The 22702-nt window shown below is 44.6% G+C and carries 20 protein-coding genes; 9 read left to right on the forward strand and 11 right to left on the reverse strand.

From position 1 onward, the window contains the following. Nucleotides 1-110: 110 nt before the first annotated feature. From PLE7327_RS15400 to PLE7327_RS15415, 4 genes are all read right to left on the reverse strand, one after another. Nucleotides 111-1112, reverse strand: coding sequence for an ABC transporter ATP-binding protein (locus PLE7327_RS15400; RefSeq protein WP_015144733.1), 1002 nt, complete (start codon nucleotides 1110-1112; stop codon nucleotides 111-113). A gap of 16 nt (nucleotides 1113-1128) precedes the next feature. Beyond that, on the reverse strand, nucleotides 1129-3141 hold the full coding sequence (locus tag PLE7327_RS15405; RefSeq protein ID WP_015144734.1) for a nitrate ABC transporter ATP-binding protein: 2013 nt from the start codon (nucleotides 3139-3141) through the stop codon (nucleotides 1129-1131). 76 nt (nucleotides 3142-3217) lie between these two features. Next, on the reverse strand, nucleotides 3218-4057 hold the full coding sequence (ntrB, locus tag PLE7327_RS15410) for a nitrate ABC transporter permease (RefSeq protein WP_015144735.1): 840 nt from the start codon (nucleotides 4055-4057) through the stop codon (nucleotides 3218-3220). 117 nt (nucleotides 4058-4174) lie between these two features. Further along, entirely contained in the window at nucleotides 4175-5509 is a 1335-nt protein-coding gene (locus tag PLE7327_RS15415) for a CmpA/NrtA family ABC transporter substrate-binding protein (RefSeq protein WP_041393411.1), read from the reverse strand. A gap of 673 nt (nucleotides 5510-6182) precedes the next feature. Between PLE7327_RS15415 and gyrB the strand changes: the two genes are divergently transcribed. Beyond that, nucleotides 6183-8111 (forward strand): DNA topoisomerase (ATP-hydrolyzing) subunit B, encoded by a 1929-nt coding sequence (gyrB, locus tag PLE7327_RS15420; protein WP_015144737.1) that lies wholly within the window; start codon nucleotides 6183-6185, stop codon nucleotides 8109-8111. A gap of 62 nt (nucleotides 8112-8173) precedes the next feature. Here gyrB and pdxH read toward each other — a convergent pair whose 3' ends face one another. After that, on the reverse strand, nucleotides 8174-8821 hold the full coding sequence (gene pdxH / locus PLE7327_RS15425) for a pyridoxamine 5'-phosphate oxidase (RefSeq protein ID WP_015144738.1): 648 nt from the start codon (nucleotides 8819-8821) through the stop codon (nucleotides 8174-8176). Nucleotides 8822-8860: 39 nt separating this feature from the next. Here pdxH and PLE7327_RS15430 point away from each other — a divergent pair, with 39 nt between their 5' ends. Together PLE7327_RS15430 and PLE7327_RS15435 are read left to right on the forward strand one after the other, a co-directional pair. After that, nucleotides 8861-9649 (forward strand): segregation/condensation protein A, encoded by a 789-nt coding sequence (locus PLE7327_RS15430; RefSeq protein WP_144266211.1) that lies wholly within the window; start codon nucleotides 8861-8863, stop codon nucleotides 9647-9649. 114 nt (nucleotides 9650-9763) lie between these two features. Continuing rightward, nucleotides 9764-10942: an NDP-sugar synthase gene (locus tag PLE7327_RS15435; protein WP_041392207.1), complete on the forward strand. Its 1179-nt coding sequence runs from the start codon at nucleotides 9764-9766 to the stop codon at nucleotides 10940-10942. 9 nt (nucleotides 10943-10951) lie between these two features. Here PLE7327_RS15435 and pyrR read toward each other — a convergent pair whose 3' ends face one another. Together pyrR and lgt are read right to left on the reverse strand one after the other, a co-directional pair. Beyond that, nucleotides 10952-11485 carry a bifunctional pyr operon transcriptional regulator/uracil phosphoribosyltransferase PyrR gene (gene pyrR / locus PLE7327_RS15440; protein ID WP_015144741.1) on the reverse strand — a complete coding sequence of 178 codons (534 nt, stop codon included), beginning with the start codon at nucleotides 11483-11485 and terminating at the stop codon, nucleotides 10952-10954. 46 nt (nucleotides 11486-11531) lie between these two features. Continuing rightward, nucleotides 11532-12365, reverse strand: coding sequence for a prolipoprotein diacylglyceryl transferase (gene lgt / locus PLE7327_RS15445; RefSeq protein ID WP_015144742.1), 834 nt, complete (start codon nucleotides 12363-12365; stop codon nucleotides 11532-11534). 266 nt (nucleotides 12366-12631) lie between these two features. On the opposite strand from lgt, the gene PLE7327_RS15450 reads away from it, so the two are divergent. Together PLE7327_RS15450 and PLE7327_RS15455 are read left to right on the forward strand one after the other, a co-directional pair. Beyond that, on the forward strand, nucleotides 12632-13372 hold the full coding sequence (locus PLE7327_RS15450; RefSeq protein ID WP_015144743.1) for a cytochrome c biogenesis protein CcdA: 741 nt from the start codon (nucleotides 12632-12634) through the stop codon (nucleotides 13370-13372). A 94-nt stretch (nucleotides 13373-13466) separates the two neighbouring features. Next, nucleotides 13467-14843, forward strand: coding sequence for a cytochrome c biogenesis protein (locus PLE7327_RS15455; protein WP_015144744.1), 1377 nt, complete (start codon nucleotides 13467-13469; stop codon nucleotides 14841-14843). A 12-nt stretch (nucleotides 14844-14855) separates the two neighbouring features. On the opposite strand, the gene PLE7327_RS15460 is transcribed toward PLE7327_RS15455, so the two are convergent. Further along, on the reverse strand, nucleotides 14856-15305 hold the full coding sequence (locus PLE7327_RS15460) for a GNAT family N-acetyltransferase (RefSeq protein WP_015144745.1): 450 nt from the start codon (nucleotides 15303-15305) through the stop codon (nucleotides 14856-14858). Nucleotides 15306-15614: 309 nt separating this feature from the next. Between PLE7327_RS15460 and PLE7327_RS22775 the strand changes: the two genes are divergently transcribed. From PLE7327_RS22775 to PLE7327_RS15475, 3 genes are read left to right on the forward strand one after another with little or no spacing between them, the layout of a single operon-like run. After that, a complete protein-coding gene (locus tag PLE7327_RS22775) occupies nucleotides 15615-15983 on the forward strand; it encodes a hypothetical protein (protein WP_015144746.1) in 369 nt (122 codons plus the stop codon). Nucleotides 15984-16033: 50 nt separating this feature from the next. Beyond that, the gene (locus PLE7327_RS15470) at nucleotides 16034-16783 is read left to right on the forward strand and encodes an ATP-binding cassette domain-containing protein (RefSeq protein WP_015144747.1); all 750 of its coding nucleotides are present in this window, start codon (nucleotides 16034-16036) and stop codon (nucleotides 16781-16783) included. A gap of 4 nt (nucleotides 16784-16787) precedes the next feature. Continuing rightward, entirely contained in the window at nucleotides 16788-18317 is a 1530-nt protein-coding gene (locus PLE7327_RS15475; RefSeq protein WP_015144748.1) for a glycine betaine ABC transporter substrate-binding protein, read from the forward strand. A 66-nt stretch (nucleotides 18318-18383) separates the two neighbouring features. On the opposite strand, the gene PLE7327_RS15480 is transcribed toward PLE7327_RS15475, so the two are convergent. Beyond that, the gene (locus tag PLE7327_RS15480; RefSeq protein ID WP_015144749.1) at nucleotides 18384-19193 is read right to left on the reverse strand and encodes a DNA adenine methylase; all 810 of its coding nucleotides are present in this window, start codon (nucleotides 19191-19193) and stop codon (nucleotides 18384-18386) included. A gap of 317 nt (nucleotides 19194-19510) precedes the next feature. Continuing rightward, entirely contained in the window at nucleotides 19511-19915 is a 405-nt protein-coding gene (locus tag PLE7327_RS25400; protein WP_217523167.1) for a hypothetical protein, read from the reverse strand. Between the two features lie 234 nt (nucleotides 19916-20149). On the opposite strand from PLE7327_RS25400, the gene PLE7327_RS15495 reads away from it, so the two are divergent. Next, nucleotides 20150-22039 (forward strand): tetratricopeptide repeat protein, encoded by a 1890-nt coding sequence (locus PLE7327_RS15495; protein ID WP_015144750.1) that lies wholly within the window; start codon nucleotides 20150-20152, stop codon nucleotides 22037-22039. A 113-nt stretch (nucleotides 22040-22152) separates the two neighbouring features. Here PLE7327_RS15495 and PLE7327_RS15500 read toward each other — a convergent pair whose 3' ends face one another. Next, complete coding sequence (locus PLE7327_RS15500) at nucleotides 22153-22632, reverse strand: Tic20 family protein (protein ID WP_015144751.1); 480 nt, start codon at nucleotides 22630-22632, stop codon at nucleotides 22153-22155. Between the last annotated feature and the right edge of the window lie 70 nt (nucleotides 22633-22702).

The following is a 22702-nucleotide window of genomic DNA, read 5'->3' on the forward strand; positions in this document are numbered from 1 at the left end:
TAACATCTTTGGTAACAAAGCTTCACAATTGGGAGAGCGATCGCGTGCTTTCCAGATTTGTCACTTGTCCTTTGTACTAATGACCAGTGACTAATGACCAATGGCCAATCCTACCAGCCGATAGGGGTTTCTTGCGGCGTTGGCGTTGACGTTTGCGGCTGTTTGGGAGTCAATTGCATCAATCCAAATCCAACTACAGCAACGGCTGCCAGTCCACCGACAATTGCTGCTGCCCTGAGAGCGGGATTGACTTGTAGTTGCGCGGTTGTATCCGCTTCCGTGGGATCTTCTGAATGGACGAAACGGTGATAGAGGAAGTCGAGGGCGTAGTTGCGCAGTTCGTAGTAGGCAGGCTCTTCGAGGATGCGGGCGCGAACGCGAGGACGGGGGAAGGGAATCTCGAGAATTTCGCCAATCTTAGCAGCAGGACCGTTGGTCATCATGACTAAGCGATCGGCTAAGTATAACGCTTCATCGATGTCGTGGGTAATCATTAACACCGTCAGGCGATGTTCCCGCCAAATTTTAAGCAGTTCGTCTTGCAATTCTTCTTTAGTAATCGCGTCTAATGCCCCAAAGGGTTCGTCTAAAATCAAGATTTGCGGACGAATTGCGAGGGCACGGGCGATCGCGACTCGCTGTTTCATCCCCCCCGACAATTGGGCTGGCTTTTTATTGGCGGCTTCCGTCAATCCCACCATTGCCAAATGTTCCTCGACAATTGCCACTTTCTCGGCTTTGGTTTTGTCGGGATAAGCCCCCTTGACTGCCAGATAAACGTTTTCCAAGGCAGTTTTCCAAGGCAGTAAGGAGTAGTTTTGGAACACCATCATGCGATCGCGGCCGGGTTTGGTAATCAGTTTATCCTGTAGCTTTACCTCTCCCGTCGTCGGTTGATTGAATCCAGCCACCATGTTCAGCAGAGTTGATTTTCCGCAACCAGAGTGACCGATAAGGCAGACAAATTCGCCTTCAGAAACGGTCAGATCGACCCCTTCCAAGACTGGATAAGGACCGTTAGGCGTGGGATAAACCTTGGAAACTCCATTAATCGAGAGCAAAGTTTTATTTTCTCGAACTGACTTTGGTTCGGTATTGGTGATAGCTTGCATTTTTAGGTATCAATCGTTACTGCTGTACTGCTATAGTTTCGTCGATGAGAATTTCCGAGATGCGGAACTCCCGTCGAATGTCAAAACGTTCGATATAACTGACCGGATCGTCTGGATCGAACACCATGCCATCAAATAACGCAAAGCTATGACGATCGGGTTCGATATCGGGCAAGCCCAACTGACGACAGGCTTCGCCAAAGAGATCGGGACGGCGTACCCTCTCTAAAATTTCGATCCAGTTTCTAGGAAAAGGCGCGTATCCCCAACGGGCAAGTTGGGTGAGAATCCACAAGCCTTCTACCCGTCCGGGACAGTTGGTTTGGTTTACATGAAACTGATTGAAACGCAAGATCCGTTCTGGGGGTGCCCCCGTGCCGCGATTGTAGGGATCGAGGAAGCCGGGACGAGTGTACTCTGGTAAGGAGCCGACGTATTGCGGCTGACAGAGTAAGTCGAGGATTTCTTCCCGATGGCGGCGATCGTCGCAGTATTCGCAAGCTTTCAGTAAAGCTTTGACGAGGGCGATATGGGTTTTGGGATATTTAGCTACCCAGTCTTCCCGTACTCCTAACACTTTCTCTGGGTGACTCGCCCAAATGTCTAAGTCGGTGGCGATGACGTAGCCGAGTCCTTCATAAACGGCGCGGGAGTTCCAAGGTTCCCCGACGCAGTAGCCGTCGATATTTCCGGCTTTGAGGTTGGCGACCATTTGCGGCGGCGGAATGACGGTTAGGCTGACATCGCGATCGGGATCGATCCCGCCAGAAGCGAGCCAGTAACGCAAAAGCAAATTGTGCATCGATGATGGGTGAACCATTCCGAAGGTATGCACTCGATCGGAATTGTTGGCTAGGGCAGCTTTCAAATCCCGTAAAGTCTCGACTCCCCACTGCTGGAACTGTTTGCTCAGAGTGATGGCATTGCCGTTGCGGCTGAGTACCAACGCGGTAATGATGGGAACAGACGGTTTCCCCCCCGCACCGATGGTCATGCTCAAAGGCATTCCAGCGACCATCTGCGCTGCATCTAAACGTCCCGTTGCCACGCCTTGGGCGATCGCTTTCCAACTCGGTTCGCGACTGAGATTAACTTCTTCTAATCCTTCTTCTTTAAAGAAACCTTTTTCTTGGGCAACGATGAGCGGTACGCAATCGGTTAAGGGAATAAAGCCGATTTCCAGGTTAATTTTTTCTAAGCCATGACGAGCGATCGCGACTTGCTTGTGGGGAACTTGTCCGACTTTTTTGGCGCGTTTCTGCTGGTTGAGGAAGTAGACGATCTCGTTGCGCATCGCATAGTAACTGGGATGGTTGACCACTTCCAGACGATGGCGAGGACGGGGTATCGGTACGTCGAGGATCTGTCCGATATGTGCCTCTGGACCAGTGGTGAGCATCACCACGCGATCCGAAAGCAGTAGCGCTTCGTCTACATCATGCGTCACCATAATCGTTGTGACGTGGTTCTCTTCGACAATTTGCGTCAATCGCTCTTGCAAATTGCCTCTGGTCAGCGCGTCTAACGCCCCAAATGGTTCGTCTAGCAGCAACACTTTGGGACGAATTGCGAGGGCGCGGGCGATCGCAACTCGTTGTTTCATTCCCCCAGATAGTTCTGCCGGACGTTTGTTGGCTGCGTGTCTCAGACCGACCAAATCGATGTTATGCTCGATGATGCCTCGCCGTTCCCCTTTGGACAAATTGCCCAGAACTCGATTGACTGCCAGGGCGATATTTTGGCGTACTGTCAGCCAGGGTAAGAGGGAGTAGTTTTGAAAGACAACCATGCGATCGGGTCCCGGTTCTCTTACTTCCCGACCTTCGAGAACCACTCCTCCCGCTGTCGATCTATCTAATCCGGCAATGATATTGAGTAAGGTAGATTTTCCGCAACCGGAGTGTCCGATTAGAGAAATAAATTCTCCCTTTTTGATTTTTAGATCGATATTTTTCAGGGCGATATAACTGTCGCCATTTGGCAGGGAAAAGATTTTATCAACGCGATCGATTTCGATAAAAGAAGACATTATTCAATAGAAAGAATTTGAATGTAGTGCGGGCATCATACCCGCGCGAGCAAGATGCTCGCACTAACAAAGAAATTTACTTCTGTTCTTCGGGAACGACGAGACTAGCAATAAAGCCAACCAATCGATCTAGTAAGAAACCAACGATCCCGACGTAGACGAGGGCGAGAATTAAGGGGCTGAGACGGCCGCTATTGTAGGAATCCCAAATAAAGAAGCCGATGCCAACGCCGCCTACCAACATTTCAGCAGCGACGATTGCCAGCCAAGATAGACCAATCCCAATGCGCAACCCCGTAAAAATATACGGAACGGTTGAGGGAAAAAGAATATTGAAAAAATACTCAACTTTAGAGAGTTGCAAAACTCGCGAGACGTTTTGGTAATCGCGAGGAATTTGTTGAACTCCTACCGTAGTATTGATAATGATGGGCCAAATTGCTGTAATGAAAATCACGAAAATAGCGGAAGGGTTTGCCTGACTAAATGCCGTTAAAGAAATCGGCAACCAAGCTAAAGGGGGAACGGTTCGCAACACTTGAAAAATTGGGTCTAGAGCATCGAACATCAGGCGATTGGAACCAATCAAAATGCCCAAACCAATCCCAACAATAGCGGATAGAGAGAAGCCAATCCCAACCCTTTGCAAGCTGGCTAAAATTTGCCAAAATAACCCTTTATCCGTTCCGCCGTTGTCAAAGAAAGGATTGATGATGAGCGGATTCCAAGTTTCTTGGAGAATCGTTAAAGGTGCGGGAATCCCAGACTTGGATCCCCCGGCTAAAATTTGCCAAACGATTAAGAAAATTGCGATCGCTACAATGGGCGCAATAACTTTTCTGGGCGATTTTTGCAGGACAGGTAACAGAGAAGCCAATATATTATTTTGGGAACGAGTTCGTAGATTAGCAGTCATTTCGATCGGTTATTGGTTTTTGGTTAGTAGTTAGTTGGTATGGGGGAGTTAGTAGCGAGCCTTAGCAATTAGTAAAATACAAATACTATTAACGACTAGCTACTAACAACTGACTTTCTATACTTTCTTAATTGCCAGACTCTTGAGATATTCTTCTGGCTTTTCTGGATCGAACTGCACGCCATCGAAGAAGGTTTCTACACCGCGAGAAGTACTCTTAGGAATCTCTGCATCGGCAACTTTTAGTGCTTTAGCCGATTCTTTCCAAAGATCCTCGCGGTTGACTTTATCGACTAACTTTTTCGTATCCGTATCTGGCTTAATATATCCCCAGCGAATGTTTTCGGTTAAAAACCACAAATCGTGACTCTTGAAAGGATAAGAGGCATTATCTGACCAGAATTTCATTAATTGGGGGAAATCTTTTTTGACGACGCCCGTGCCGTAATCGATCTCGCCTTTCAGGCGTCCCAAAATATCTTTGACTGGAACTTTTAACCACTTATCCTGGGAGATAATTTGGCACATTTCTTCTTTGTTTTCTGGCTTGTCGCACCACTGCTGGGCTTCCATTACCGCCATCAGAAGTGCTTTAGCTGCTTTGGGATTTTTATCGACCCAATCTTTGCGCATAGTGAAGGCTTTTTCTGGGTGATCTTTCCAAAGTTCTCCCGTCACAATAGCTGTATACCCTAATTGCTGGTTAACTAGCTGAGCATTCCAAGGTTCGCCGACGCAGAAAGCTTCCATATTACCAGTTCGCATATTGGCTACCATTTGCGGTGGCGGTACGGGGATGACAGAAACATCTTTATTTGGATCAATTCCTCCAGCAGCTAGCCAGTAGCGAATCCACAAATCGTGAGTTCCGCCTGGGAAAGTCATCGCTACTTTAATTTCTTGTTTGCCGCCTGCTTTTGCTTTTTCAAAGGCTCCTTTGAGGGCTTTGCTATCCAAACCGACTTTTAGATCTTTGTAGGTATTCGCAACAGAAATTCCCTGACCGTTAGTATTGAGGCGAGCGAGGATATACATCGGCAGGGGTTGCTTGGTTTTGGTGATTAGACCCATTGTCATCAAGTAAGGCATGGGAGTTAAAATATGCGCCCCGTCGATGCCGCCACCGTCAGAACCCAGTTCCAAATTGTCTCGCGTGACGGGCCAAGATGCTTGCTTGACAACCTCTACTCCCGTCATGCCGTATTTGTCGAAAAGACCCTTTTCCTTAGCAATAATTAGGGGAGCCGAATCGGTCAGCGCGATAAAACCGAGTTTGGCGGTCGTGACTTCGGGTCCGTCACCTGAGGCAGCAGCAGGACTTGTCGTTGCAGTGGAAGAAGATGTCGGCGTAGTTGTCTGAGTATTGCTGCTGGTGCAGCCATGAAGAATCACTGTGCCTGCGGCGGTAGCACCTGCGGTTAAAATAAATTTGCGTCTAGATAGTTTGCTCATGTTTTCCCGATAATTTCTAGCTGTTAAAAAATAGGCAAGATTTAGAGATTTTCCTACAGATAACAAAAGTTTGTCGAAATTCGATCCCATGGGTAAATTAGAATCTCTGTGAGAAATAAATGTCTATTAAATACTTTTTTAGACAATTTTTCTCGGCAGTCAATTTGGGGAGTAATTCCATTGAGGCTTGGATTTTTAAATCATTGAGAGTTACTGGGTCGGTCGCACCAGTTTAGTTGGTTTCTCATGTTAAGGTGTCGTCAGCTAATTCCTTCCTAAATCCCAAGAATAAGCTTGTTTTTATCATGCATTTAGTTTGGCTTTATGCACAAAAGTAGTAGCGATCGATTCTTTCAATTTACAATCTTTAATGAAGGATATTGTATTTTTTGTTACAGATAATAATTTTTCATGCATTTTTAGCATCACAAAGATTTTTTATTGCATAAACTCAGTAAAGTCTGAGGAGCGTTTTTACTCTAGGCGCTTTTTATGGTACAATTGTATCAATCAAAAGCGTTCGAGAAAAAGTTTTTTAGTAGGGGTTCAGCCCTTAACAAACTTTCCTTAGAACTGCTCTAAAGCCGTCTGTAACCCTTTTGTGTTAGAATTTTTGAGGATTTTGCTGTCAAGAGAGTCGTTCGGCGGCTCTTAGCTTGATTTGAGGAATTTTATGACGAGCACGAGTAACTACGGTGCAGAACAGATTCAAGTTCTTGAAGGTCTAGACCCCGTACGCAAGCGTCCGGGGATGTATATTGGTACGACTGGACCGAGAGGACTCCATCACCTCGTTTACGAAGTGGTAGATAACTCTATTGACGAAGCGTTGGCAGGTTACTGTACCCACATCGAAGTCGATATTAACTCCGATGGTTCCGTCACCGTAACCGACAATGGACGCGGTATTCCCACAGATACCCATCCCACCACTGGCAAGTCAGCCCTCGAAACTGTCATGACAGTCTTGCACGCTGGCGGGAAATTTGGCGGCGGCGGTTACAAAGTTTCAGGCGGACTGCACGGTGTTGGCATTTCCGTCGTCAATGCCTTATCGGAATGGGTAAAAGTTACTGTCTGGCGAGACAACAAAGTTCACACCCAGCGCTACGAAAGGGGCATTCCCGTTACCGAGTTGGAAATCAAGCCAGAGAAGGAAGAGCGCACGGGAACATCTATCACCTTCTTACCAGACTTGCAAATCTTTACGGGCGGTATTGAGTTTGACTATAGCACTCTCGCCGGAAGATTGAAAGAACTTGCCTATCTCAATGCAGGAGTCAAAATTACCTTTTCCGACAAGCGAGGGAGCGAACCCCACGTCGAGACCTATTGCTATGAAGGCGGAATCAAAGAATACGTCGCTTACATGTGTCGGGAAAAACAACCCTTACACCAAGACATTATCTATGTGTCGGGAGAAAAAAATGGCATTCAACTCGAAGTTGCCATGCAGTGGTGCGTTGATGCTTACAGCGACAACTTGTTAGGATTTGCCAACAATATCCGCACCATTGATGGGGGAACCCATTTAGAAGGATTAAAAACCGTTCTGACGCGCACGCTCAATAACGTGGCTCGCAAACGAAATAAAATTAAAGACAACGAGCCTAACCTTGCTGGAGAAAACGTCAGAGAAGGACTGACGGGGGTCATTTCCGTCAAAGTTCCCGAACCCGAATTTGAAGGACAAACTAAAACTAAACTTGGCAATACAGAAGTTCGAGGAATCGTTGATTCCATCGCCGGGGAAGCCTTGAACGAGTACTTAGAATTTCATCCTCAAGTTGCCGATGCGATTATAGAAAAAGCCGTTCAAGCTTTCAAAGCGGCTGAAGCTGCCCGTCGCGCCCGCGAATTAGTTCGCCGCAAATCGGTCTTAGAATCTTCTCCCTTGCCAGGAAAATTAGCCGATTGCAGTTCTAGAGATCCCAGCGAGTCAGAAATCTTCCTCGTGGAGGGGGATTCAGCTGGTGGCAGCGCCAAACAGGGAAGAGACAGGCGCTTTCAAGCGATTCTGCCGCTACGGGGAAAAATCCTCAACATCGAGAAAACCGATGATGCCAAGATCTACAAAAATAACGAAATTCAGTCGTTAATTACGGCACTGGGATTGGGAATCAAAGGAGAAGAATTTGATGCGTCGCAGTTGCGCTATCATCGCATCGTGATTATGACCGATGCTGACTCGGATGGCGGTCACATCCGCACTTTGTTGCTCACATTCTTCTATCGATATCAACGGGAATTGGTCGATCGCGGTTTCATTTATATCGCTTGTCCTCCCCTCTATAAAATAGAGCGAGGTCGCAATCATTACTATTGCTATAGCGATCGCGAAAAAGCTCAAATTATCAATCAGTTCCCTGCCAATGCAAATTACACTATCCAACGGTTCAAAGGATTGGGGGAAATGATGCCCGATCAGCTTTGGGAAACGACGATGAACCCAGAAACCCGCACCCTCAAGCGAGTCGAGATTGAGGATGCCGCCGAAGCCGATCGCATCTGTACAGTGTTAATGGGCGATCGCGTTGCTCCCAGACGAGAATTCATCGAAACCCACGGTTCTCGACTCGAATTTACCGATTTGGATATCTAATCCCAATTTCAAAAATCCCTGCAACGCCTGAATTCCTAGGGGCATGGCATGCCATGCCCCTACTAGGGCGCTAACCGTTCTCTCAACCAGCTCCCATCTTCGAGCAAGCGATAGCGCAGGCGATCGTGCAGGCGACTGGGGCGACCTTGCCAAAATTCGATCGAATTGGGAATAACTCGAAATCCCCCCCAGTGAGGCGGGCGGGGAATTTCTTGTCCGGCATATTCTTCCTTGAGTTGGGCAAATCGCTTCTCTAAAACCTCGCGACTGGCAATAACTTGGCTTTGATTGGATACCCAAGCCCCTAGCTGGGAGGTTTCGGGACGACTGGCAAAATATTCGTCCGATTCTTGGGCGGAGACTTTTTCAACTCTACCTTCGATGCGGACTTGGCGTTCTAGTTGCGCCCACCAAAACACCAACGCCGCCCAAGGAGTTTGGATTAACTGCCGTCCTTTGGCACTGTTGTAATTGGTATAAAACGTAAAACCCTGTTCGTCGAAATCTTTGAGCAAGACCATACGGGCTGAAGGTTTGCCATCTGGCGCGATCGTTGCTAAAGTCATGGCATTGGGTTCGGGCAGCTGAGCTGCGACTGCCTCCGCCAACCAGACTTGAAACTGTTGGAAGGGATCGCGATCGGCATCGGCTTCGCTTAAGCCTGCAAGAGTATAATTTTGACGTAAATCGGCTATCGAGATGTTCGCCATCTAGCTTTAGATCGTTAATCGTTCGCAGTTCATTAATTGATTATGATAACGCCTGCTCAAGAAGCGATCGCCACCTTAATCGAATTGGCACAAAACGGAGAAATCGACCCTTGGGATGTTCCCGCGATCGACATTATCGACCGTTTTTTGAGGGAGTTGGGACTCCCCGACGAGATCGATGCCGTTCGAGGACAGACAAATTTACCTAAATTCGGGCAAGCCTTCTTGTGGGCATCAATGCTAGTGTTACTCAAAGCCGATACCTTAGCAAGTCTTGAAGCCGATGAAGAAGACATTGCCCCGGAAGAATTAGAGTTATTAGAAGAAGAAAATCCCCAACGCTCCCTACCGAGGGATTTAGAACGCCGCATCCGCAGGCGAGCTTCAGCACCGCCTCTTCGCAGACGACGGGTGACGCTGCAAGAGCTGATCGCGCAAATCGAACAAATTGCTGCCGAATTAGAGAAAGTCTCTGCTCCTGCTGCTGTAGTAGAGCGTTCTCGCCCTCAATCTCGCCGAGAAGCCATTCGCACGATCGCTCAACTCGCTCATCAGGAAAATTTGACCGAGTTAGCTAGCCGCTTAGAACAGTTTCTCACCTTTGAGTTGCCGCAGCTAGCACCCGAAAAGACGCAAATCGAGCTAGAAGAACTGTTGAACTGGTGGGCGCAAAGTTCGCTCAACGATGCCAGAGCTATGGGAGAAACTCCTAAAGCTAAGGATAAAGTTGGCGTTTTCTGGGCGCTGTTGTTGCTGTGTTCTCAGTCTAAAGTGGAGCTATCTCAAGCTGAATTTTATCAAGACCTTACAATTCAAGTGGTTCGCTAGATTGTCCCCTCGTTGAAAACGATTTTCTCGATTTCTGCGAGGTAAGTGCTAAACTGGGCATTATTATTCATCATAGTCATTGTCATTCGCGCCATAGGTGAGGAACAAGTATTCATGAAAGCCATGATTCTGGCGGCTGGTAAAGGAACTCGCGTAAGACCGATTACCTATGAGATTCCCAAGCCACTAATTCCCATCTTTCAAAAGCCAGTGATGGAGTTTTTACTAGAACTTCTACGAGAGCATGGCTTTGACCAAATAATGGTAAACGTGAGTCACCTAGCCGATCGCATCGAAGATTATTTCCGTGACGGTCAGCGCTTTGGCGTTCAAATTGCCTATTCCTTTGAAGGGCGGATCGTTGACGATGGGAAGTTGGTGGGAGAGGCGTTAGGATCGGCAGGAGGCTTACGGCGCATTCAGGATTTTAATCCGTTTTTTGACGAGACTTTCGTGGTTCTCTGCGGCGATGCGCTTATCGATCTAGATTTAACTGCAGCCGTCAAATGGCATAAAGAAAAAGGCGCGATCGCTACAATCGTTACCAAATCCGTGCCTAAAGAAGTCGTCTCTAGCTATGGGGTAGTCGTCACAGACGAGAGCGATCGCATTATCGCTTTCCAAGAAAAACCCTCGGTTGAAGAAGCCTTAAGCACCCAAATCAATACGGGAATTTATATTTTTGAACCAGAAGTCATCGACTTTATTCCACCTGGCATAGAATACGACCTCGGCAGTCAGCTATTCCCCAAGCTAGTCGAGAAAGGCGCTCCTTTCTACGCTGTCAATATGGATTTTGAATGGGTAGATATCGGGAAAGTCCCCGACTACTGGCATGCGATTCGAGCTATTTTGCTCAGGGAAATTAAAAATGTCGAGATTCCTGGAATTGAGGTCAAACCGGGCATTTATACCGGGCTTAACGTAGCGGTTAATTGGGATAAAGTAGAGATTACGGGTCCCGTTTATATCGGGGGAATGACGAAAATCGACGATGGCGCCAAGATTATCGGACCTTCTATGATCGGTCCGAATTGTAGGATTTGTAGTGGCGCTACAGTGGATAACAGCATCATTTTTGATTATTCCCGTCTGGGGTCGGGAGTCCGATTGGAGAATAAATTAGTCTTTGGTCGCTATTGCGTCGATAAAACCGGAGCGTCAATCGATATGAAAGCCGCTGCCCTCGATTGGCTCATTAACGATACTCGCAAAACGCCAAACTTTGAAGAAACGCAAGAGCATCAGGCCATCTTTTCCCTGCTCAATAACGGCACTGGCTCTGGCGAGTAGAGCTAGTTTTTATCCTTTAATCAACTCGACTGCATCGCGTCCGTCCACTTGCTGAAGATAGACTTTCACTCGTTCCTCAGAAGCGGTGGGGAGTTTTTTCCCAATAAAGTCGGGATGAATGGGCAATTCTCGATGTCCGCGATCGACCAAGACTAGCAAACGAATAGCTTGGGGTCTGCCGTATTCGGTAACGGCATTCAGAGCAGCGCGGATAGTGCGCCCTTTATAAATAACATCATCTACTAGAATAACTATTTTGCCAGTGAGATCGAAAGAAATTTTAGTTTTCTCTGGAGTTCGTGTCTTAATGCGATCGAGATCGTCCCGATAAAAGGTAATATCGATCGCTCCTATGGGAACCTTGACTCGTTCGAGGATCTCGATTTGATTGGCTAGCATGGAAGCTAAGGGAACGCCTCTAGTATAAATTCCCAATAAAACAACTTGAGAAAGATCCCCCGATTTTTCGACTATCTGAGAAGCCAATCGGGTAATGGTGCGGCGTATCTCTTCAGCTGATAGAATTTCAATAACTTGTGTCATTTTAGCGATCGCTCAGTTGTCCTTTGTCATTAGTCATTGGATAGTGTTAGTCGCTACTGGGAACTACATCTGGTAAGGAACGCCTAAACCAGTAAACCCATACAAGTGCGATCGAACTAAGAAGAATTAGAGTTAGACTGACCATCTGAGCCATTTTTAAAGAACCAAACATTAAGCTGTCGATACGCAATCCTTCAATCCAAAAGCGACCGATACTGTAAGCAACGAAATAGACTAAGGCGATCGTACCCACTTTTAGGCGTTCTCGATGTTTCAATCCCCACAAAAAAATATACATCAGCAACAAAAAAACGAGTAAATTCCAGATTGATTCGTAGAGAAAAGTAGGATGGAAATACTCATAATCGAGATATTGCGGCGGGCGATTGCTAGGGGGAATATAAAGTTTCCAAGGTAAATGGGTTGGCTTACCAAAAGCTTCCGAATTGAAAAAATTGCCCCAACGTCCAATCGCTTGTCCCAAAGCAAGTGCGGGAACGACAATATCGAGCAATTGCCAAACGGAAATTTTATTAAGACGTGCAAAAATCATTGCTGCTAATGTTCCTCCGATAATTGCCCCATGAATGGCGATTCCCCCTTTCCAAATTGCTAAGATATCGCCGGGACGTTGGGCGTATTCTTGCCACTGGAAAATGACGTAATAGAGCCTCGCAGAGGGAATAGCAGCAATAATTAGCCAAATAGCTAAATCTCCAATTAAATCTGGATTAATATTACGACGCTTGGCTAAATATTGCGATAAAGTCACCCCAATCAAGACGGCAGAGGCAATTAAGAACCCATACCAGCGAATGCTTACGGATCCTATCTCAAACACGATCGGACCGGGCGATTGAAATCGAAAGGCTAACAGCATGGAAAATAAAGAATAAGGTTAGAATCAATTGGGATCGTGATTAGTTCAAAGTTTAAAGCTTAGAGTTCAACGTTCAAAATGTTTTGCTGGCTAATTTTAAACTGTTTTGGTTAATCCTTAATTTTTGCAATTTGACCGAGCCTTGTTAACTTAGCCAATGATAAATTTAATCTATCATTCCCAGTTTTCCTTTGCACAAATGCGATCGCGTGGTTGGCAGTCGGCTCGCTGAGTTACAATTCAACCAGGGTAAGCTTTTTATAAAAATGCTCGAACATCTACAAACTCAACTTTACCAACTCGAACAATTTGCCAATCGCCTGGTTTCCCTACAGTTAACTCATCTGAGCGGGGTTAGCCTTGCGATTATTTTCCTGGCAGGACTGCTGACTAGCTTGACACCTTGCATGTTATCGATGTTGCCTATTACGATTGGCTACATTGGCGGTTATGAGGCAAAAGGGAAATGGCAGGCTGCCGTTCAGTCTACTTGGTTTTCATTAGGATTGGCGACTACGCTGGCAGGATTGGGAATTATTGCCGCCTCTTTAGGACGGGTTTACGGACAAGTCGGCATCGGACTGCCCATTTTGGTGAGCGCGATCGCGATTATCATGGGGCTGAATTTACTAGCATTGCTGCCCTTGCGCTTTCCTTCCTTGGGAGCTACCGATTGGATTAAAGAAGAATTTCCGACTGGTTTGCGTTCCTATTTATTAGGTTTAACCTTTGGTTTGGTTGCTTCTCCTTGCAGCACCCCCGTTTTGGCAAGTCTACTCGCTTGGGTTGCCTCGACGCAAGACTTATTACTGGGAGCGGGATTGCTCCTTTCCTATACTGGCGGATATGTTACACCCTTGATTGTAGCGGGGACTTTTACGGCTTCTCTCAAAAAGTTACTAGAATTGCGTCGTTGGTCGGGTTGGATTAAGCCGGCAAGTGGAGTGCTGCTAATAGTATTTGGGGTCTTTTCTCTTCTATCTCGGCTTCCTGTAGGAAGTTTTTAAACCGATCTCATCCTAATTTTAATATCCCGATCTTTACCAAGAAATTTATCAAAAACTATCTGCATTGCTCCAAAAATCCAAAATCTAAAATCAAATGACAATTTCAGATTCATCGAATCCCTCAGAGTTGCTATCTCTACCTCAACAAGGATTTCGTTACCTTATAAAAGTTATTACAGATCTTCGTTTGGCAATAGTTTTACTCTTGGTTATTGCCATTTTTAGTGTTAGTGGAACCCTTATAGAACAAGGGCAATCGCTGCAATTTTATCAAGAAAATTATCCAACAGATCCAGCATTATTTGGATTTATTACCTGGAAATTTATTTTAACTTTAGGGCTGAATCATGTTTATAGTACTTGGTGGTTTTTATCCTTATTAATTTTGTTTGGAACGAGTCTAACTGCCTGCACTTTTACTCGTCAATTTCCTGCTCTCAAAGCAGCTCGACATTGGAAATTATATCAGCAGCCCCGTCAGTTTCAAAAACTTGCTCTCAGTGCAGAACTTGATACGGGGTCGCCTAAATCTCTACTTCCTTTGCTAAAAAAGCGTGGCTATAAAGTTTTTCAAGAAAGTAATGCTCTCTATGCCCGTAAAGGGATTATTGGACGGATTGGTCCTATTATCGTTCATGCAGGGATTTTGATGATTTTGGCAGGAGGAATTTGGGGTACTCTCACGGGTTTTTTGGCACAGGAAATGGTGGCGAGTGGCGAGACATTTCAGATCGGAAATATTTTAGAATCAGGTCCTCTAGCAGCGCCACAAATTCCTAAAGATTGGGCAGTTAAAGTCAATCATTTTTGGATCGATTACACGCCTAATGGAGAGATCGATCAGTTTTATTCCGATCTTTCTGTTATTAACGAGCAAGGAGAAGAATTAGACCGCAAGACAATTTATGTTAACCAACCCCTGCGTTATCGCGGCGTGACTTTTTATCAAACCGATTGGGGGATTGCTGGAGTAAGGGTGCAAATTAATAATAGCCCCATTTTCCAACTGCCGATGGCTCAGTTGAATACCAATGGAAGAGGTCGCCTTTGGGGAACGTGGATTCCCACAAAGACCGATTTGAGTGAAGGAGTTTCCTTGATTGCCAGGGATCTGCAAGGCACGATGGTAGTCTACGACAATCGAGGCAATCTAGTCGGTGCAGTGCGTTCTGGAATGGCGATACCAATCAATGGAGTAAATTTGAAGATCCTCGAACTCGTTGGCAGTACGGGATTGCAAATTAAGGCAGATCCAGGCGTACCAATCGTTTATGCTGGGTTTGCTTTGTTGATGGCGGGGGTAGTGATGAGTTACGTTTCTCATTCCCAAATTTGGGCATTGCAGGAGGGGGATCGCTTTTATATCGGTGGAAAAACCAATCGCGCCCAAGTCAGTTTTGAGCGCGAATTGATAGCAATTGTAGAAGAACTCAAATTGGAAAAATCCGCTCAAGTTATGGAAACAGTTTAAGTTCTACAATTATCAATGCGATCGCACAAATCTTTTAATCATTTTTATATGAAGAATGCCCGCTTCATAAAATGGCTCTCCTGCTGATTCAAATCCTAGCTGTTTATGTAGTTCTTTAATATATTCCTGAGCATGGATAACAATCTCTTCATAATTCTCGTTCTTTTCAACAATTTCTGTAGCTGCCTTCATTAATTTTTTCCCAATTCCCTTGCCTCTAGCTAAAGGTAAAAGGGCTAATCTTTCTATTTTGGCTGTTTTTTTATCTAAGAATCTAATTCTTATCGTTCCTACTGGCTGACCGTTTAAATAAGCTAAAAGATGTGTAGCTGTTTCATCTCGACCATCAAATTCTACTTCTGGCGCTACTCCTTGTTCTTCTTGAAAAACTAAGCGTCGAATAGAGTGAATTGTCGTTGCTTCTTCGGTATAGTTAACTTGTTTAATGTGTAAATTACTCATATCAAAACCATAAGCTGAATTCTTCAGTGTTAGTTTAATTCGAGCAGTTCGCTTACATAATAATCATTCAACGTAATCATTCAACGAACCGAGCGTCCTACATGGGGTAGTAAAATTAACAATTATTTTAAGGAAATGATAACGGCTGACGAGATATCCTAAAAGTGGAAAAAGCTATCTATTTGTATCCGAGCGGGCAAAGATTAAATGCCGACCTAAGAAAAAGCAAAAGTGTGGTGTAAAAACTGACGTTGAGGAGTAGAGAAAAAATACCGAGGTTACTTACACTACAGTCAAAAGGTGGCAGTTATGCTTACCAAAAATAGATTACAGGATTCTGCCAAAGTTGCGATCGCGCTACTTACTTTTGGAATCGCGATCGGTTCTTCTCCCGGATTCGCTAGTACTCCGATAACTCAACCCAAACCCCTAGTCGTTCCATTAGGAACGGCACAGGACTTGCAGGGAACCCAAGCAAAAACGCCAACCGAATGGCTGGAAGACGTTGGCGGAGAGTATGGCGACGAGGCACGCGCAAGTCAACCTACCTTTGAAAACCAAACCAGTAACTTTGCACAAAGATACAAAACGGTCAATCAATACTGGAAAAATATAGAACAAAACGTGCAAAGTCCGGAAGACCCTATCTCTAGCTTTCGCGTACCATTGCCATTTTAGGTCGAGCCAGTTAATTAGACTAGAAACTGAGATCTAATCGCGCGTGACTAATGACTGACGAACAAAAAAGTGCTGTTGAATTTCGAGATGTTAGCTATCGAGTTCAACAGCGATATCTTCTATCCGATCTCAATCTTAGTATCTATCGAGGTGAAGCCCTAGTCTTACTCGGACGTAGCGGTAGCGGCAAAACGACTACCTTAAAACTCATCAATCGCCTGCTATCGCCAACGCAAGGACAAGTTATCGTCAGCGATCGCCCGACTACTGCTTGGGATGCGATTCAACTTCGCCGCAGCATCGGCTATGTCATTCAGGAAATCGGTTTATTTCCTCACTTGAGCGTCGAAGAAAATATCGGTCTCGTTCCTTCCCTAGAAGGTTGGAAAAATAGTCGCCTAAAGTCGCGAGTTTATGAATTATTGCATTTAGTCGGTCTGGAACCGGAAAAATTTGCCAGCCGCTATCCCCATCAACTTTCAGGCGGACAGCGACAGCGAGTCGGAGTTGCTAGGGCACTCGCTGCCGATCCCCCAATTCTTTTAATGGACGAACCTTTTGGGGCACTCGATCCCATCACTCGCCTGGAGTTGCAGCAACAGTTTTCCTACTTACAAAAACAACTGGGTAAAACAGTCATTTTTGTCACCCACGACATTCAGGAAGCCTTTCTTCTCGCGTCTAGAATTGGCTTAATGGAGGAAGGCAAGTTAGTGAGTTTGGGAACGCCTAGTGAATTTCGGCAAGATCCCCACCCAGAAGCACAGCGTTTTTTGGCTTGTTTGCGAGTGTTAGAGTAGGTAGATGGGGAATTTATTTCCAGAAATTTGGCTTCGGACTGGCGAGCATCTAATTTTGGTCGCTATTGCCATGACGGCAGCGATCGCGATCGGCATTCCACTAGGCATTCTCATCACTCGCCAACCCAAACTTGCCAAACCGATTCTCGCTATCGCCAACGCCATTCAAACCATCCCTAGTCTGGCGATTTTTGGCTTTCTCATCACCGTTCCCTTTTTGGGGGGGATTGGCAAAACACCAGCAATCGTTGCCCTCTCTCTCTACACCTTACTTCCCCTCATTCGCAATACTTATACCGGAATCACCAGTATCGATCCTGCCATCCGCGAAGCGGCGAGAGCAATGGGAATGACCGATAGGCAGATGTTGGTGCGGGTTGAAATTCCCCTCGCATTAGGCACGATCCTAACTGGCGTGAGAGTAGCAACCGTCATTTGCGTCGGCATTGCTACCATTGCTGCGGCTATCGGCGGCGGGGGTTTGGGAGTCTTTATTTTTCAAGGCATTGCCACTGTCAACAATCAGCTTATTTTAGCTGGGGCAATTCCTTCAGCTACTATTGCCATTATTGCTGACGGAGCGATCGGCTGGCTGGAAAGTCAGCTAAAACAGCCAGGAAAACGCAAGCGGTTGGTAGTTGGACTATCTGTAGGCACAGCGATTTTACTGGGGTTGAGCCTATGGGCGATCGCTTCTCAACAACCCCTTGCTCTCACGACAGAAGGAACGATTGTGATTGGCTCGAAAAATTTCACCGAACAAGTTATTTTAGGAGAAATCCTCGCTCAAGAGATCGAAGTGAAAACAGATTTAAACGTCGATCGCCGCTTTAATTTAGGTGGAACTTTTATCTGTCACGAAGCCGTAAAAGCAGGCAAAATTGATGGATATGTAGAGTATACAGGAACGGCTTTTACTACTATTTTGAAAAAACAACCAATTAGCGACCCAAAAGAAGTTTTCCGACAGGTCAAACAAGCTTATCAAGAAAAATTTCAGTTAGAAGTTTTTCCCTCTTTAGGTTTTGAAAATGCCTTTGCGATCGTCATTCGCCAAGAAGATGCCGACCGATATAATCTTAAAACGATTTCCGAAGCCGCCAAATATACGCCTCAATGGAAAGCGGGATTCGGTTATGAATTTTTTGAGCGGCAAGATGGCTATCCAGGTTTATCCAAAACCTATGGATTAAAGTTCGCTCAAACTCCACAAGCAATGGAATTGGGATTAGTCTATAAGGCATTGTCAAAAAAGCAAGTCGATTTAGTTGCAGGTAATTCTACTGATGGGGTTATTCCTGTCTTAAATTTAGTCACTTTGGAAGATGATAAGCGATATTTTCCACCTTATGAAGCCGTGCCAATCTTCAATCAAAAAACGCTTGAAAAATATCCTCAACTGAGAACAGTAATTAATGGTTTAGTTGGAAAAATTTCTGCCTCAGAGATGCAACAATTGAACTATCAAGTGGATAACCAAGAGCGATCGTTTAAGGAAGTCGTACAAGTTTTTCTGAAGTCAAGAGAATTATAGAGGAAGAGAAACTCAGCGATCGGAGAGAAAATAAACTAAAAGTTTCTGCTTAATTTTTCATCTGTATTAGTAGTTTTTTATCAATAGTTCCCGACCTTCAGCTGCAAATTCTTGCTTATAGTTGTTCATACCATATTGAAGAGTCCATTCCGCGATCTTGGCAAAACTAAACAATTCTCTAATTTCAGGAGAATCATCGTAAGTAATTAACCATCTGTGCTGACATTTACGCATATTCGTAGCAAATCGTTGATAATCGAATGAAGTATGTAACGCCCCTTTCATACCATAAAGTTTTGACTTTTTAGCGCTAAAATAAGGAGGATCGAGAAAAATAAAGACTCCATCCCCATCCTGAAACAATAGCTTCTCATAATCACTAGCAGTAATGTGGGTGGATGACAAACACAAAGAAAGTTTACGCAATCTATCAATTGATGAATCGGTAAATCTTCGTTCAAAAGCTTGCTGAGAATAGCCACCCGAATCGACAGTACCTGAGAAGGTAATACGATTCAAAATGAAAAATCTTACCGCGCGATCGAAGTCGCTAAGTTTTAAGTCTTCGCGAGTGTAGTAGTTGAATAACTCTTTGCCATCTGTATACTTGTGCTTGATTTTAGTTACTGCATCTACAAGAGATTCAAGTTCATCTCTAGCATATGACCAAAAACAACACAAATCATAATTTAGATCGTTAATCCAGTACAGTTTTATCCGAGCGCTAAATAGTTGTTTTATGGCAAGGAAAACTGAACCACCCCCTACAAAAGGTTCTCTATATTCAGTAATATTTAGTGGGATATATGGAATGATTTTGTTAATGGCTCTCGATTTACCACCTGGATAACGAAGTGGACTTTTAATTGGAGACATAATAATTAATTATTTATTGGCTCTAATTTCAATTTCAATGGTGTTGTTTTGCTGTATTTCTAGAAGCAACTTTTTGACTATACTCTGTTCTTTGTTGCTGAGTACAGTCGAGTTTTTTAAGAAAACTTTCTATTTCTTTCAGAGAACACGGTAAAATAATACGATCTCGAATATTCTTTCCAGTGAGCTTTAACCTTGTGGCAAATAGAACTCGTAGCCCGTTTAGCTGTAGAGAATCTATGTTTGAATAAAGAATTAACTTGAAAAGTCCATCCTGAATATCACTCAACTCTGGTAATGTCTTCTTTGTAGAATTTTTAGATTTCTGAATTATATAATGTTCTTCTTTTCTGACTTCTCTCCGCATCTTCGTAGTACCCAAGAAAGATAGAAATATTTAGCAAATTCATCCATGAAATCGTGGAGTACTGAAGTTTGTCCAAGTCTCCATCTTTTCCCTCGTCTTTAATTACAGGTATTATTGTTGGTATCTTTGACGCATTGTATGTATTGTACATTCTTGCAAACGGATAACTCCTTGTTCGTTTAGGTGAAACCCATTTCGAGTAAGCTATTTCTGCATTGTCTGCTTGTAGAATTCCATACACACTCGATCTATTAACATCAAATCTTTCTAAATCTACCTTCTCTAGTTTTGCTGTCAGGCAAGCTCTGTACTTAACTCCTGATATAAATCCTGCAAAGTGTAAAATTTCGGTCATATTTTGGAGGTTTATTAGAGTTACAAGTATGTATCGCTTGATTTTACCCAACATTGTTTGTTGGTATCCAAAATCATGGTACATCTGTCACTACATTAAAGCAGACAGCATAGAAATGGTCAGCGGTGATGTGGAGATCGTTCGCTTTCGCGTTTTCTCTATAAAAAGCTTATAAGAGATAAGATCGATAAAACTTCTCTGTTAGAAGTTTATGTCTCTTTGAGTACTGACCTAATGATTGCTTTGGATTCTTCTTGGCGCGATCGCTATTTAGTCCTAATCGAACAAATCGTTACCAATACCCTGCAAGGCAAAGTCCGCTCCAAAAACCAAGTCTATCGAACGCTGACAGAAAATATCAATCCCGGTACGGGAGAAATTTTTGAACGCTGTCTGGACGAGCGAATGAGCCAAGTTCGGGAGGGACTAGACAACCAAACCGACGAGATGAAGCAAGCCAAAGCCACTCGCCAATTGAAAGCCTTGCAGACGATACAGGATGCGTGGCAGCAGTGGCAGAAGGAAAAGCAACAGACAGAATTACTCTCAAAAGCTACTACACAAATTCTCTCGGCACCAGTAAAGGAACGCTTTCTTGCCCTATTACAAATCCTCGATATCAATCAAACTCAGCCATTGACACAAACGCAGATCCAGCAACTGGCTAAATTCCTCAAGCAAACAGCTGAGTCAAATCCAGATCCCGAAATTGCGTCCGATTTGCTGCAAATCGCCAACGGACTCACTCGTGGTTTGCAATCCATATCGGCGCTTGAAGGTCATTTGGTAAGCTGGATGTACGAGCAAGGTGGCAGCGCTTTAGGATTTGAAGGCCTTCCCGGACAGCGGGGTCCTTGGAACGTTTGGGCTGGACGGATTAATAGTTTTTTTCCCCAGCAGCTATTCCAGCTTCAAGCACATAACCAACCTGCAACCGAACTAGCACAAGCTTTTCAGAATGCCGAGTTGAGTGTTTGGGTCGAACTAGCAGTCATTCTGCGATGGTTGCAACAAGGGTTGGTGTCGTGGTTTGACCAACAGCCTTACAGTACCAAGTGGGGAAGACTGCTATCTAGTTCGACTTTGATGACCTTTGCCGTAATTTGGTGGGAGCTATCTAACGGCTTGAGTCCGGGATCGCAATTATCGCGAGCCTGTTTTCACATTGTCTTACAAATTCTGAGAAATTTTGCACGAAAGGAAGATTTTCCCCTATACGGCGGGATTGTCGCCTCCTTTTCTGGAGAGGGATTGCGGGACACTCTCAAATATCTGGACGAACCTCCTTTAAGAGAGATTGAAAGAACTCAAGAGAAAGGACGCATCCTTACTTTACTCGCTTATTCTCAACGAACTTTGGGACAATATGAACAGGCGAAAGCGTTTCACCAGAAAGCGCTAGAAATTGCCCGAAGTGCGGGCGATTTCCGGTGCGAAATTGCCAATCTCAATCATCTAGCCCGTACCTGTATTGCTCAAAAAGATTATCAAGCCGCAATTAATTACAGTCAACGCGCTTTAATTCTTGCCCGCCAGACGGGAGACAGGTTAGGAGAAGCGAATGCCCTAGCTAATTTGGGCTACAGCGAAGTGTTAGCCGATCGCCAACGGGAACAAATGCTTCCAGAAGTCTATGAGACGAGTATAGAATATCTAAAACGAAGTTTGAGCTTGTCAGACCGATTGGGCGATGCTTACGATCGCGAGGTCGTTCGCTCCCAAACTCAAGCCCTTGCCTACAATAGTCTCGGTATTGCTTACACGCTTATAGAACAACCCGCAATAGCAGTTGAATACCTAGAAAAAGGAGTTGAAGTAGCGCAAGGGGTTGGCGACCTTTACCTGATGGGACTCAATTTTACTTATTTAGCAGAAGCTCACTATCGACTGAATTGCCTAGATCGAGCTATCTACAATGGCTGTCTGGGAATGTTTTTCTTAGAGCGAATTTCGGCTCAGGAATGGCGGCAGGCAGCCGGATTGATGACAATTTTACAAGGTCGAATAGGAAATGAAACTTTCCAAGCATTATTGCAGCAGCATCGCTCCAAAATTGTAACCGCGATCGGCGTTGATGGCTTCGATTACTTACCGCAATTGTTAGAGCAATATCGGCGATCTTAGTTATATAACTATCTGTAGCAGGTATTTGGGAAATTGCTATTAGATTTAGAATAAATAAATCAAAAAAATGACTGACATTAATAGCCAGTCAAATGATTGCGATTGAGAAACTTTCAACGCACTTGAGAATAAGCTGCTTCGGCAATTCCTGGCAGTTCTGCATAAACACCTCTTGCAGATTGCACCATTCCATAAATGCTAGCAGCTACAGTTCCTAAAAAGACTGTATTTAAAAGAGTTAGCACTAATAAACTATTTGGCGAAAAACCTTGTTCGAGAATTGCAAAGATTAAATTTCCGATAAACAAAAGAATGTTTAAAAGAATTACCTGCATGGCATTAAAACGAATGAAGTGACTAACTCGCTCGTTTCTAACGACAGCAAAGAGCAAAACAAAGAAAATAATGATTCCCATTAAGGGAAAACCATAATAAAGAGAAATTAAGGGAGATAGGGGGACGTAAAGTGTGCTCAAAATGGGAAAGTCTTTGAGTAGCGGGATACCGAAAGGTAAGCCATAAATCAAAGGTAGTATATAAATAAGAGCTGCAAGAACGCGATCTTTGGCTTCTGTAACTCCAGGCGCAGCCATTGTTTTTTCTCCTAGGGTTTTTAACTAAAAAATATCACTCTTACTATGATGACATCAGAAAGAAAAAGCT

It is taken from the genome of Pleurocapsa sp. PCC 7327 (assembly GCF_000317025.1).
Taxonomy (GTDB): Bacteria; Cyanobacteriota; Cyanobacteriia; order Cyanobacteriales; family Microcystaceae; genus Hydrococcus.

Excerpts from the sequence above, each read along its gene's own strand:
- PLE7327_RS15500 (WP_015144751.1), bottom strand. The coding sequence starts at position 22,632 with ATGGCTGCGCCTGGAGTTACAGAAGCCAAAGATCGCGTTCTTGCAGCT.
- PLE7327_RS15470 (WP_015144747.1), top strand. The coding sequence starts at position 16,034 with ATGACTGACGAACAAAAAAGTGCTGTTGAATTTCGAGATGTTAGCTAT.
- PLE7327_RS15475 (WP_015144748.1), top strand. The coding sequence starts at position 16,788 with ATGGGGAATTTATTTCCAGAAATTTGGCTTCGGACTGGCGAGCATCTA.
- ntrB (WP_015144735.1), bottom strand. The coding sequence starts at position 4,057 with ATGACTGCTAATCTACGAACTCGTTCCCAAAATAATATATTGGCTTCT.
- PLE7327_RS15495 (WP_015144750.1), top strand. The coding sequence starts at position 20,150 with ATGATTGCTTTGGATTCTTCTTGGCGCGATCGCTATTTAGTCCTAATC.
- pyrR (WP_015144741.1), bottom strand. The coding sequence starts at position 11,485 with ATGACACAAGTTATTGAAATTCTATCAGCTGAAGAGATACGCCGCACC.
- PLE7327_RS22775 (WP_015144746.1), top strand. The coding sequence starts at position 15,615 with ATGCTTACCAAAAATAGATTACAGGATTCTGCCAAAGTTGCGATCGCG.
- PLE7327_RS15405 (WP_015144734.1), bottom strand. The coding sequence starts at position 3,141 with ATGTCTTCTTTTATCGAAATCGATCGCGTTGATAAAATCTTTTCCCTG.
- PLE7327_RS15450 (WP_015144743.1), top strand. The coding sequence starts at position 12,632 with ATGCTCGAACATCTACAAACTCAACTTTACCAACTCGAACAATTTGCC.
- PLE7327_RS15400 (WP_015144733.1), bottom strand. The coding sequence starts at position 1,112 with ATGCAAGCTATCACCAATACCGAACCAAAGTCAGTTCGAGAAAATAAA.
- PLE7327_RS15480 (WP_015144749.1), bottom strand. The coding sequence starts at position 19,193 with ATGTCTCCAATTAAAAGTCCACTTCGTTATCCAGGTGGTAAATCGAGA.
- gyrB (WP_015144737.1), top strand. The coding sequence starts at position 6,183 with ATGACGAGCACGAGTAACTACGGTGCAGAACAGATTCAAGTTCTTGAA.
- PLE7327_RS15435 (WP_041392207.1), top strand. The coding sequence starts at position 9,764 with ATGAAAGCCATGATTCTGGCGGCTGGTAAAGGAACTCGCGTAAGACCG.
- lgt (WP_015144742.1), bottom strand. The coding sequence starts at position 12,365 with ATGCTGTTAGCCTTTCGATTTCAATCGCCCGGTCCGATCGTGTTTGAG.
- PLE7327_RS15460 (WP_015144745.1), bottom strand. The coding sequence starts at position 15,305 with ATGAGTAATTTACACATTAAACAAGTTAACTATACCGAAGAAGCAACG.
- pdxH (WP_015144738.1), bottom strand. The coding sequence starts at position 8,821 with ATGGCGAACATCTCGATAGCCGATTTACGTCAAAATTATACTCTTGCA.
- PLE7327_RS15455 (WP_015144744.1), top strand. The coding sequence starts at position 13,467 with ATGACAATTTCAGATTCATCGAATCCCTCAGAGTTGCTATCTCTACCT.
- PLE7327_RS25400 (WP_217523167.1), bottom strand. The coding sequence starts at position 19,915 with ATGACCGAAATTTTACACTTTGCAGGATTTATATCAGGAGTTAAGTAC.
- PLE7327_RS15415 (WP_041393411.1), bottom strand. The coding sequence starts at position 5,509 with ATGAGCAAACTATCTAGACGCAAATTTATTTTAACCGCAGGTGCTACC.